Here is an 11,996-nt window from a genome sequence, read left to right as displayed (position 1 = left end):
GTGAGCGGCGACATCACCCGGAGCCAGGAGTGGGCGGCCCTGGAGAAGCATCATGAGGAGCTGGCGGGCAGGCATCTGCGCGAGCTGTTCGCGGACGATCCCGGCCGGGCCGCCCGCATGACGGTGACCGCCGGCGACCTCTACCTCGACTACGCCAAGCACCGCGCCACCGAGGAGACCATCGGCCTGCTGGTGCGCCTGGCCGAGCGGGCCGGGCTGCGTGAGCGCGTCGAGGCGATGTTCACCGGTGAGCACATCAACGTCAGCGAGGACCGCGCCGTGCTGCACACCGCGCTGCGCGCCCCCGCCGGCGACAAACTGGTCGTGGACGGCCAGGACGTGACGGGCGACGTGCACGCGGTGCTCGACCGGATGAGCGAGTTCGCCGGCCGGGTCCGGTCCCAGGAGTGGCGCGGCGCCACCGGGCAGCCCATCACCACCGTGGTCAACATCGGCATCGGCGGCTCCGACCTGGGCCCGGCGATGGCCTACGAGGCGCTGCGCGACTACGCCGACGCCGGCATCGAGGCCCGGTTCGTCTCCAACGTCGACCCGGCCGACATCTCGGGCAACCTGCGCGGCCTCGACCCGGCCACGACGCTGTTCGTGGTCAGCTCCAAGACCTTCACCACCCTGGAGACGCTCACCAACGCCAAGGTGGCCCGCGACTGGCTGGTGGGCGCGCTCGGCGAGGACGCCGTCTCCCGCCACTTCGTCGCCGTGTCCACCAACGCCGCCAAGGTCGCCGAGTTCGGCATCGACACCGGCAACATGTTCGGCTTCTGGGACTGGGTCGGCGGACGCTACTCCTACGACGGCGCCATCGGCCTCTCCCTCATGATCGCGATCGGGGCCGACCGGTTCCGCGAGATGCTGGCCGGCTTCCACGCCATCGACCGCCACTTCCGCACCGCCCCGTTCGAGGCCAACATGCCGGTGCTGCTCGGCCTCCTCGGGGTGTGGTACACCGACTTCTTCGGCGCCCAGACGCGCGCCGTGCTGCCCTACAGCCAGCGGCTGCACCGCTTCCCCGCCTATCTGCAGCAGCTCACGATGGAGTCCAACGGCAAGTCGGTGCGCGCCGACGGCACCCCCGTCACCGTCGACACCGGCGAGATCTTCTGGGGCGAGCCCGGCACCAACGGCCAGCACGCCTTCTACCAGCTCCTGCACCAGGGCACCCGGCTCGTCCCGGCCGACTTCATCGGCTTCGCCGAGCCGTACGAGGACCACGAGGGCATGCACGACCTGCTGACCGCCAACCTGCTGGCGCAGACCTCGGCGCTGGCGTTCGGCAAGACCGCCGAGGAGATCGCCGCCGAGGGCACCGCGCCCGAGGTCGTGCCGCACAAGGTGATGCCGGGCAACCGGCCCACCTCCACCATCCTCGCGCCCAAGCTGACGCCCTCCACGCTCGGCCAGCTCGTCGCCCTCTACGAGCACGTCGTGTTCGTCGAGGGCACGATCTGGGGCGTCGACTCCTTCGACCAGTGGGGCGTCGAGCTGGGCAAGAAGATGGCGCTCGACCTGGCGCCCGCGCTCACGTCCGCCGAGCCGCCCGCCGAGTTCCCCGACCCGTCGACCGAACTGCTCGTGCGCCGCTACCGCGAGCTGCGCGGACGGCGCGTCTGACCCCGAGGGCGCTGGCGCCCGGGCCGTCGCGGGGAGAGCATGGCCGCATGGACATCATGCGACTGGTGGATCAGGCCAAGGACGCCGCGACGGTCGGGCGCGTGTTCGGCGAGCCCGTCGAGCGCGACGGCGTGACGATCATCCCGGTCGCCCGGGTCGCCCACGGCGGCGGGGGCGGCCAGGGCACCGGCGGGCAGGGCGAGCAGGGCAGCGGCTCCGGCTACGGCGTCGCCGCCGCCCCGGCGGGCGTCTTCGTCGTCAAGGACGGCGACGTCCGCTGGCAGCCCGCCGTCGACGTCAACCGCATCGTGCTCGGCGGCCAGGCCGTCGCCGTCGTGCTGCTGCTGACGCTGCGCGCGATCCTCAAACGCCGGGGCCGCCGCAAGCGGTGATCGCCTCTACGCTGGGGGCCATGACCTCTCTGACGCAGATCGTGGCCTTCGGCGGTGTGGTGATGCTCGGCGCGATGTCGCCCGGCCCGGACTTCGCGGTCGTGGTGCGCCGCTCGGCGCTGTCGGGGCGCGGCCACGGCATGGCCGCCGCCGCGGGCATCTCCCTCGGCGTGTTCGTGTGGGTCGTCGCCGCCGCGACCGGCGTCGCCGCGCTGCTGGCCGCCTCGGCGGTGGCGTTCACCGTGGTCAAGGTCGTCGGCGCCGCCTACCTGCTCTACCTGGGCGCCAAGGCGCTGCGCGCGGCGGTCAAGGGCGGCGGCGGGCTCGCCCTCGACGCGCCCGCCAGGGGCGGCAGGGGGCCGTGGGCGGCCTTCGCCGAGGGGCTGCTCACCAACGTGCTCAACCCCAAGGCGGCGCTGTTCTTCGTCGCGCTGGTGCCGCAGTTCCTCTCCGCGGGGGCCTCGCTCGCCGACACGCTGCTGCTGTCGCTGATCGCGCTCGCCGGGACCGTGCTGTGGTTCCTCACCGTGGCCAACGTCGTCAGCGCGCTGCGCCGCGCGTTCGCCCGGCCCGCCGTCCGCCGCACGCTCGACGGCCTCACGGGCGCCGCGCTCGTCGCCCTCGGCGTCAACCTCGCCACCGCCGCCCGCCCCTGACCCCCTTCCCGGTACGGGGCGCGTGCCGGGACCGGGGGCGGGGCGCGTACCGGCTCGGGCGTGGGCCGGTCAGGCGATGGTCACGCCCAGCAGGTGGCCCAGCCCGAACGTGACCGTGGCCGCGCCCACGCCGAGCGCGAGCTGGCGCAGGCCGCCCAGCCACCACGGGCGGGCCGTCATCACCGCCACCACCGCCCCGAACCCGAACAGCCCCAGCACGCTCAGCACCACGGCCAGCGTCAGCCCCGACGCCCCGAACAGGAACGGCGCCAGCGGCACCAGCGCGCCCAGCGCGAACGCGCCGAACGACGCGGCGGCGGCCAGGCGCGGCGACGGCAGGTCGTCCGGGTCCACGCCCAGCTCCTCCCGCACGTGCACGCGCAGCGCCTGCTCCGGGTCGGCCGACAGGCCCGCCGCCACCCGGTCGGCCAGCTCGGCGTCCAGGCCCCGCGAACGGTAGAGCGCGGCCAGCTCGGCCCGCTCGCCCTCCGGGTTCCTGGCCAGCTCCTGGCGCTCCACGGCGATTTCGGCGCGCATCAGCTCGGTCTGCGACTTCACCGACGTGTACTCGCCCGCCGCCATCGAGCACGCCCCGGCCACCAGCCCGGCGAACCCCGCCAGCACGGCCCCCCGCCCGGCCCCGGCGGCGCCCACCACTCCGGCGATCAACGCGAAGTTGGACACCAGGCCGTCCATGGCGCCGAACACCGCCGGCCGCAGCCAGCCGCCGGTCACGTCACGGTGGCTGTGGTGCTTCTCGGGCGAGTACGTCCGCTCCAGCTCAATGGTCATGACATTCCCTCCCATAAGACCAACTCGTCCGACATTTAGACATATGTCGGCATGATCCGCAACGAAGGGGAGGCTTGCCTGACCTGCGGTTCCGTCCTCGGGCGGAACCGCTTCCCGAACGTGTTGACGAGAAAAGGCGCAGGTCGGGGCGGGGGTCTCAGAGGCCCCAGAACGGGCCGTCCAGCCCGGCGGCGGCGAAGTGCGCGGCGGCCTCGGACGGCTCCCGGCGGGTGTAGCCGCGCTCCAGACGGCCGTCGTACCAGCCCCGGGCCAGCCGCCACAGCGCCGGCACGTCCATCACGTAACCGCGCGGCAGCCCCGTACGCGCCAGCCATCCGTCCACGCAGCCCGCCGAGCAGAACAGCCGCTGGTTCGAGCACGTCCGCACCACGTCGTCCCACATGCGGGCCACCGGGACCAGGAAGTGCGCCACCTGCTCACCCGGGGGAGGCGCGGCGCGCCCCACCGACCAGGCGTGCGGCGTCCCGCACCCGGGGCACCGGGTGGCGACCAGCACCTCGGGCTCGTCCTTGAGCAGGTGCGGCACGGCGAACGCGTCCCACGCGCAGCCGCCCCACCACAGCGTCTCCCGGCCCATGACCGAGAACCCCAGCGGCACCGACGAGAACGGATGCGCCATGACGATCGCGCCGCCCTGGCCCTGGCCCTCGCCTTCGCCCTCGTCGCTGTCGCTGTCGCCGTTGTCGCCCAGCACCAGTGCCCGGGCCCCGTGCAGCCGCCGCAACGCCCGCCGCACCTCGCCGGGCCCGGCGCCGGTGGTCGCGGCCAGCTCCTCGACCCCGGGGGCCCGTCCCGTACGGGCGAACCCGGCGTAGACGGCCACCCGCACGTCCTCGTCGTCCATCCCCACCCCCATCCAGAGGGTCAAGGGTACGGCCCGGTCCGCTCAGGACAGGGGGACCGGGAGAGGGTTCGTGACGGCCTGCCGGGTTTCTCCTCCCTGGATGAGGGCGGCGCAGTCGGCGATCGCCCCCGCCAGCAGGTCACGCAGCAGCGGGTCCGGGTCCGGGACGCACGCCTGGACGATGCCCACCACGGCGAGCTGGACCGCGTTGGGCGCGGCGTAGCGGCGGAAGCCCTTCTCGGTGATCCGCGCCGCCCGGCTGAACCTGCGCGCCTGTTCGGCGGCCTGCGGCACCTGCTCCATCGCCGCCCGGCTCCGCTCGCTCAGCCGCCCCGGCGGCCGGCCGTCGAGCCTGGCCAGCATCTCCTCGGCCGCCAGCACCGACACCGCCAGCGCGAGCTGCCGCTCGGCCGCCGCGACGGGCAGCGCGGTGGTGGCGCAGCGCAGTGCGATGTGGGCGTCCACCCGCAGGTCGTCGGAGGTCAGGCCGATGATCGACGGGACGAGCTCCACGAGCTGGCCGCGCTGCGCGTCGCCGATGTTGTCGTTGACCAGCCGGGCGAGGGCCGCCAGCAGCGGATGGGTGCAGGCGGGGTGGTCGCTCCACCGCTCTCCGGCCAGGTAGGAGGCCAGCTCCATGAAGCAGGCGCCCCGCTTGGGGTTGCGATGCCTGCCTCGGGACAGAACCGGCATGTGATCAAGGTGGTTGTCCACGGGTGCTCCACTGTTTCGCGGGATCGCCGTCCTTCCAGTCTGCGCTCCCGGTCGCGGCAAAGCCAGTCTTCTCCAGCTCGGGGATCATATAACCCGCGTGGGGTTATAGTGGGGGCATAGTTGAAGGAGGAGGTCGCGTGCCGAAGATCAACGTTTATCTGCCCGACGAGCTCGCGGAGGCCGTCAAGGAGGCGGGGGTGCCCGTGTCGGCCATCTGCCAGCGGGCGCTGGAGCAGGCGGTGCGCCGGGTGACGGCGATCCGCGCCAGCGTCCCCGCGGACCTCGACCCGGACCGGCCGTCCGGGGCGCTCAGCCACCTCACCGCCCGCACCCGCACGGTCCTCAAACGCGCCGCCGACCTCGCCGCCGCCGGCCGCGCCCCCGCCGTGGGCACCGAGCACCTGCTCGCCGCCATGCTCGACGAGGGCACCAACCTCGCCCTGCACGTCCTGCGCGCCATGGACATCGACCCCGCCCACGCCCGCCCCCACCTCCCGCCCGCCCCGACCACGGAAGGCGCCTCCCGCCTCCCGGGGGTTCCGACCCCGGAGGGCGCCGCCCCCCGGCCCGCCGATGCGCCGTCTCCCGAAGTCGCTGCCCCGGAAGGCGCTGCCCCGGAAGGCGCTGCCCCCGAAAGCGCTGCCTCCGAAGGCGCTGCCTCCGAAGGCGCTGCCCCCGAAAGCGCTGCCGGGGTGGCTTCCTCTGGGGAGCAGGGTGGGGGGCGGTTCAGCGGGGCGGCGGCCAATGCGCTGGAGTTCGCCGTGAACGAGGCCGCCTCGCTCGGGCACAACTACATCGGCTGCGAGCACCTCCTGCTCGGCCTGGTGAACGAGCCCGACGGGACGGCCGGGCAGGTGCTGCGCGGCCTGGGCGCGGAGCCGAGGCTGACCCGCCGGGCGGTGGTCGCCGCGCTGGCGGGCTACGTCCACCTGCGCGCCCAGGCCCAGCAGGCCCCCACGGCGAGCGCCCCCGCGGCGGGCGCCCCCGCGGCGGGCGGGCCGGCGGGGGCGCCCGCGGGCGGTGCGCAGGATCCGGCGCAGATGCTGGCCGCCGTGATGCGGGACCAGCTGCAGCCCGTGATCCGGCGGCTGGAGCGCCTGGAGGAGCGGGCGGGCCTCACCCCGGACGCCTCGTCGTGACGATCGCCCGGGCCGTCGTGCTCACCGCGGCGGCCCTGATCGTCGCCGGGATCGTCGTGGCCGCCTTCCTGTGAGCCGCGCCCCGGGTGCCTGTGCCGCACCCGGTCCCGGGGCGTGAAAAGGATCACCTCCGCGGCTGCTCCCGTGCTAGGTTGCCTGCGTTCCATGACATGAGTGGCGCGGGGCGGCCCCGCCGCACTCCCTTCCTTCTCCGCATGGGGGCCAACGGTGAGGTGGGCGCTTTTCCTGCTGGTCGCTTCGACGTTGTGGTGGGCGGCGCCCGCCGTGGCGGCGACCGACGACGCCGCTCCCGGCCGGGTGGCCTTCATCGGGGTGCCGGGCCTGCACTGGGACGACGTCACCCCCGAGTCGGCCCCGAACCTGTGGCGGCTGGCCGGGCAGAGCGATCTCGGCTCGGTGTCGGTCAAGACCCTGGGCACCGTGGCGTGCCCGTACGACGGCTGGCTGACCGTCTCGGCGGGCGTGCGGTCGGCGTTCGGGCAGCGCTGCGGCCTGCCGCCGGAGCCGGAGCGGCGGGGTGAGGGCGCGGTGGTGCCGGGGTTCGCCGGCATCCTGGCCAAGCGTGACGGCGGCTACGTGGGCACGCTCGGCGCGGCCGTGCAGGCGGCGGGGGAGTGCACGACGGCGGTCGGCCGGGGCGCGGCGCTGGCGCTGGGCGACCGTGAGGGCCGCGTCGACGTGTACGCGCCCGACCCGGCCTCGCTGGCCGACTGGTCGCGCTGCAAGGTCGTCGCCGTGGACGTGGACGAGCTGATCAGGCCCTATCTCGGCGCCGACGGCAAGCTGTCGAGGGAGCCGGAGGCGATCACGCCGGAGGCGCGGCGCGCGGCGGTGCGGGCGGCGGACGCGGAGGTCGGCGCGGCGCTGGCCAAGCTGCCCGCCGGGACCCAGGTGGTGCTGGCCGGCAACGGCGACCACGGTTCGGTGCCGCACCTGCGCGTGGCCATGTGGAAGCACGACCAGGCGCGCGGGGCGATCCTCGGCACCAGCTCCACCCGGCGCGAGGACATCGTGATCCTCACCGACATCACCACGACGGTGCTGACCGCCGCCGGCATCCCGGTGCCGCCCACGGTCATCGGCATCGCCTGGAAGCCCGGCGACGTCGCCGGGCGGGACGCGGGCGTGGAGCGGCTGCGGGAGGCCGACCTCAAGGCCACCACCGTACGGAGCGCGACCGGCGTGTTCTTCACCGTCTTCGCCACGATCACGGTGTTCTTCTACGCGATCGCCTACTTCGTGCTGTCGCGGCGCAGGCGGCCGGGGGCGATCGGCCCGGTGGCGCTCGGCCTGGCGGCGGTCCCCGTCTCGACGTACCTGGTCAACCTGGTGCCCTGGGTGCAGGGCACGTACCCGATCGTCCCGCTGGTCTGCGCGGTCGTGGCGATCGACCTGGCGATCGTGGGGCTGGCGGTGGGCGGGCCGTGGCGGCGCGACCCGCTGGGGCCGCCGGCGGTGGTGGCGACGTTCACCGGCCTGGTGCTCGTCGCCGACCTGCTGACCGGCACGAACCTGCAGTTCAACAGCCTCATGGGCTACACCGCCGTGGTCGGCGGGCGCTACTACGGGCTGGCCAACATCCCGTTCGCGCTGCTGGCGACGGGCGTGCTGATGACCACGGCGATGGCCGCCGACCGGCTGGTGCGGCGCGGGCACAGGCGGGCCGCGGTGTGGGTGGTGGCCGGGCTGGGCGTGGTCGCGATGCTGCTGGCGGGCTGGCCGGGCGTCGGCAGCGACTTCGGCGGCGTGATCGCGTTCGTGCCGGGCATCGCGGTGACCGCGCTGCTCGTGGCGGGCCGGAAGGTGTCGGTGGTGAAGCTCGGCGCGTTCTGCGTGCTGGGCGGCGTGGCCGTGTCGATCATCGCGGTGCTCGACCACCTGCGGCCCCCGGCCGCGCAGACGCACCTGGGCAGGTTTGTCGGCCAGGTGATCGACGGCACGTTCTGGCCGATGATCATGCGCAAGCTCGGCGCCATGCTCAACACCATGCTCTCGCCCAACCTCATGCCGATCGTCATCGCCGGGCTGGCGTTCCTGGTCTTCGCGATCCTGCGGCCGGAGAAGATCAGCGCGGGCATCGTGCCGAGGGCGTTCGCGCGCACCCCGATGCTGCGGGCGGGGCTCATCGGCGCCCTGGTCAGCGGCGTCGTCGGCATGCTGGTCAACGACTCGGGCACGGCCGTGCTGTCGATGGCGGTGGCCACGGCGGTGCCGCTGGTGCTCTACGCGGGCATCAGGTCGGCCCCGCAGGAGGCCGGAGCCGGTGACGGGGCGCCCGATGGGCGGGTCGTCGCCGGCAAGATCTGAAATTTTCTTTTAGTTCACCCCCAAGTCTTGAAAGTTATATCCATGGGCGATTGAGTTCGGTCGTGCAGACCCTCCGTTATCTGGCCGCCGCGGCTCTGGTGTTAACCGCGGCGTCCCCCGCTCACGCCGAGCCCACACCCCCCGCAGAGGACGCGCTCACCGCGTCGTCCTATCCGCCGCCCTCCACGCTGATCGCCGCCTCGGACGCCCCCGGCGGCAGGCTGGAGACGGACAAGAAGACCCGGCCCGTCGCGCCCGGCATCACCCTGACCTCCTTCGACACCTACGACGCGCTCGGCTGGCTGCGCGCCGACGCGCTCACCGCCGACCTCGGCGGCGGCGCGAAGGCCGGGTACGTGTACTCCGGCGAGGTGTCGAAGACCGAGCCGCTGTCCGGACCGGCCAAGCGCTCGCGCGCCGTCGCCGCCGTCAACGGCGACTTCTTCGACATCAACAACTCCGGCGCCGCCCAGGGCATCGGCGTCCAGAACGGCGAGCTCGTCCAGTCGCCGCGCGCCGGCCACGAGAACGCGGTCGCCGTCAGCGCCGACGGCGTCGGCCGGGTGCTCAAGATGTACTTCGAGGGCACCGCCACCCCCGAGGGCGGCGCGCCGGTCACGCTCACCCAGTTCAACCAGATCGTGCAGAACAACGGCGTCGGCCTGTTCACCCCGCTGTGGGGCTCCTACACCCGGGCCCGCGCGGTCGAGGGCGCCGCCTCGGTCACCGAGGTCGAGCTCAAGGACGGCGTGGTCGCGGCGGTGCGGCAGGAGGCCGGCAGCGGCCCCGTCACGGCCGGCACCACGATCCTGCTCGGCCGCGACGCCGGCGCGAGCGCCCTGGCCGCGCTCAAGCCGGGCGACCGGGTCGACGTGCGCTACCAGCCGAAGGCCTCCGACGGCGGCGCCGTCGAGTCCGCGGTCGGCGGCAACTACGTCCTGGTCAAGGACGGCGCCGTGCAGCACTCGTCCGACCAGTCGGCCCACCCGCGCACCGCGGTCGGCTTCTCCGCCGACGGCAGGAAGATGTACCTGCTCACGGTGGACGGCCGCCAGGCCGACAGCCGCGGCGTCACGCTTGACGAGCTGGCCGCCATGATGGCCGACCTCGGCGCCGCCGACGCGCTCAACCTCGACGGCGGCGGCTCCTCCACGCTGCTCGCCCGCGAGCCAGGCCAGGCCGACGTCCAGGTGGAGAACAGCCCCTCCGACGGCGGCGAGCGCCACGTGCCCAACGGCCTGGCCCTCTACGCGCCCGAGGGCAGCGGCAAGCTCAAGGGCTTCTGGCTGGAGACCGCTACCGACCCGGCCAGGGCCCCCGGCGCGGCCCCCGTCGCCGGTGGCCGCCCCGACCGCGTCTTCCCCGGGCTCACCCGGCGGCTGACCGCCGCCGGCTACGACGAGACGTACGGGCCCGCGTCCGGCACGCCCCTGTGGCGCTCCACCCCGGCCGTGCACGGCGTCGTGCGCGACGGCAGGTTCCACGCCCTGGTCCCCGGCCAGGCGAAGGTCACCGCCTCGCGCGGCAAGGCCAAGGGCACCCTGGAGCTGACCGTGCTGCAGCCGCTGCGGCGGCTCGGCGCCACCACCGACCGGGTCGGCCTGCCCGGCCAGGACGGCACCGCCGCGTTCGGCGTCGTCGGCTACGACCGCAACGGCAACAGCGCGCCCATCGAGCCGGCCGACCTCACGCTCGACTACGACCGCGGCCTGTTCGAGGTCACCGCGGCCGAGCAGGGCTATTTCACGGTCAAGGCCAAGCGGCCCACCGGGTCGGGGCTCATCACCGCCAAGGTCGGCAAGATCAGCACCGCGGTGCCGGTGACGGTCGGCTTCGAGGACCAGCCGGTGGCCGACTTCGAGAACGCCGCCTCGTGGAAGTTCGCCACCGCGCGCGCCACCGGCTCGCTGTCGGCCGCGCCCGGCCAGAGCGGCGGCGGGCTCAAGCTCGCCTACGACTTCACCCAGTCCACCGCCACCCGCGCCGCGTACGCCAGCCCGCCCGAGCAGATCGTGGTGAACGGCCAGCCGCAGGCGTTCGGCCTGTGGATCCACTCCACGGGCAAGGGCGAGTGGCCCAGCCTGGAGTTCTACGACGCGGCCGGGCAGTCGCAGATCCTGCGCGGCCCGTACCTGACGTGGACGGGCTGGAAGTTCGTCGAGTTCGCGGTGCCGGCGGGCGTCAACTACCCGCTCAAGCTGCGGCGCTTCTACGTGGCCGAGACCAAGGCCGCGGCCTCGTACACCAACGAGATCCTGATCGACGGGCTGGTGGCGAAGGTGCCGCCGTCGGTCGAGGCGCCCGAGGTCCCGGCCGTGGCCGATCCGGTGGTGCGGCCGGAGGTGGGCGACATGCCGTGGCGGTTCGCGGTCATGTCGGACGCCCAGTTCGTCGCGCGTGATCCGGACAGCGACATCGTCCGCAACGCCCGGCGCACGCTGCGCGAGATCAAGGCGGCCAAGCCCGACTTCCTGGTGATCAACGGTGACCTGGTGGACGAGGCGTCGCCGGAGGACTTCGCGCTGGCCAAGCGCATCCTCGACGAGGAACTCGGCGGTGAGCTGAAATATCACTACATCCCGGGCAACCATGAGGTGATGGGCGGCAAGATCGACAACTTCCGGGCCGTCTTCGGCGACACGTACCGGACCTTCGACCACAAGGGCACCCGGTTCATCACGCTCGACACCTCCCGCCTCAACCTGCGCGGCGGCGGCTTCGAGCAGGTCGCGCTGCTGCGCTCGGAGCTCGACGAGGCCGCCCGTGACTCCTCGGTCGGCTCGGTGGCGGTGCTGTTCCACGTGCCGCCGCGCGACCCGACGCCCGGCAAGGGCAGCCAGCTCGGCGACCGCAAGGAGGCCGCGCTGGTCGAAGGCTGGCTGGCTGCCTTCCAGCGTGACACCGGCAAGGGCGCCGCGTTCATCGGCGCGCACGTCGGGACCTTCCACGCCTCCCGCGTGGACGCGGTGCCGTACTTCATCAACGGCAACTCCGGCAAGAACCCGGCCACCGCGCCCGGCGACGGCGGCTTCACCGGCTGGTCCCTGTGGGGCGTCGACCCGGTTACGGGCAAGGAGGCCGAGCACGTCAGGCGCAACTGGTTCGCCGACGCGCCCACGTGGATCGGCGCCCAGGTCAGGCCGCACGTCGACGAGCTCACGCTGACCGCTCCGGCCACCGTCGCGGTCGGCGCGCCGGCCACGGTGTCGGCGACGGTCAAGCAGGACGAGCGCGCGGTCCCGGCCGCCTACCCGGTGTCGGCGCGCTGGTCGGGCTCGCCGAACCTGCACGTCGGGCCCCGGCAGACGGCCAAGCCGTGGCACGTGGCCGTCCTCGACCCCGAGGCGGGCACGCTCACCGCGCTGCGGCCCGGGAACGTCACGGTCGCCGTGACGGTCAACGGCGTCACCCGGCAGGCAGGCGTCGCCCTGACCGCCAAGGCCGCCGCCTGACCTCAGAGCCGCCGCCTGACCGCCAA

9 protein-coding genes are annotated in these 11,996 nt (G+C 73.8%); 6 read left to right on the top strand and 3 right to left on the bottom strand.

Going from position 1 to position 11,996, the window contains the following annotated elements:
- The 3 genes from pgi to ACWDXC_RS21360 are packed head-to-tail and all read left to right on the top strand — an operon-like array spanning position 1 to position 2,680.
- The gene (pgi, locus tag ACWDXC_RS21370) at positions 1-1,632 is read left to right on the top strand and encodes a glucose-6-phosphate isomerase (RefSeq protein ID WP_449984517.1); all 1,632 of its coding nucleotides are present in this window, start codon (positions 1-3) and stop codon (positions 1,630-1,632) included.
- Positions 1,633-1,679: 47 nt separating this feature from the next.
- Complete coding sequence (locus tag ACWDXC_RS21365) at positions 1,680-2,024, top strand: spore germination protein GerW family protein (protein WP_219518865.1); 345 nt, start codon at positions 1,680-1,682, stop codon at positions 2,022-2,024.
- Between the two features lie 20 nt (positions 2,025-2,044).
- On the top strand, positions 2,045-2,680 hold the full coding sequence (locus ACWDXC_RS21360; protein ID WP_449984513.1) for a LysE family translocator: 636 nt from the start codon (positions 2,045-2,047) through the stop codon (positions 2,678-2,680).
- A gap of 69 nt (positions 2,681-2,749) precedes the next feature.
- On the opposite strand, the gene ACWDXC_RS21355 is transcribed toward ACWDXC_RS21360, so the two are convergent.
- The 3 genes from ACWDXC_RS21355 to ACWDXC_RS21345 form a co-directional block, all read right to left on the bottom strand.
- Positions 2,750-3,472, bottom strand: coding sequence for a VIT1/CCC1 transporter family protein (locus ACWDXC_RS21355; RefSeq protein ID WP_219518870.1), 723 nt, complete (start codon positions 3,470-3,472; stop codon positions 2,750-2,752).
- A gap of 157 nt (positions 3,473-3,629) precedes the next feature.
- Positions 3,630-4,337, bottom strand: a complete 708-nt coding sequence (gene merB, locus ACWDXC_RS21350) for an organomercurial lyase (RefSeq protein ID WP_449984509.1) — start codon at positions 4,335-4,337, stop codon at positions 3,630-3,632.
- A 42-nt stretch (positions 4,338-4,379) separates the two neighbouring features.
- Positions 4,380-5,030, bottom strand: coding sequence for a hypothetical protein (locus ACWDXC_RS21345; protein WP_449984506.1), 651 nt, complete (start codon positions 5,028-5,030; stop codon positions 4,380-4,382).
- A 158-nt stretch (positions 5,031-5,188) separates the two neighbouring features.
- Between ACWDXC_RS21345 and ACWDXC_RS21340 the strand changes: the two genes are divergently transcribed.
- The 3 genes from ACWDXC_RS21340 to ACWDXC_RS21330 all read left to right on the top strand — a co-directional run bounded on the left by ACWDXC_RS21340 (position 5,189) and on the right by ACWDXC_RS21330 (position 11,970).
- Positions 5,189-6,190 (top strand): Clp protease N-terminal domain-containing protein, encoded by a 1,002-nt coding sequence (locus ACWDXC_RS21340; protein WP_449984503.1) that lies wholly within the window; start codon positions 5,189-5,191, stop codon positions 6,188-6,190.
- 228 nt (positions 6,191-6,418) lie between these two features.
- Entirely contained in the window at positions 6,419-8,518 is a 2,100-nt protein-coding gene (locus ACWDXC_RS21335; RefSeq protein ID WP_449984500.1) for a hypothetical protein, read from the top strand.
- Positions 8,519-8,580: 62 nt separating this feature from the next.
- Positions 8,581-11,970, top strand: a complete 3,390-nt coding sequence (locus ACWDXC_RS21330; RefSeq protein ID WP_449984498.1) for a phosphodiester glycosidase family protein — start codon at positions 8,581-8,583, stop codon at positions 11,968-11,970.
- Positions 11,971-11,996 lie beyond the last annotated feature (26 nt).

It is taken from the genome of Nonomuraea sp. NPDC003214 (assembly GCF_053590035.1).
This window is presented reverse-complemented; position numbering and strand designations above follow the sequence as displayed.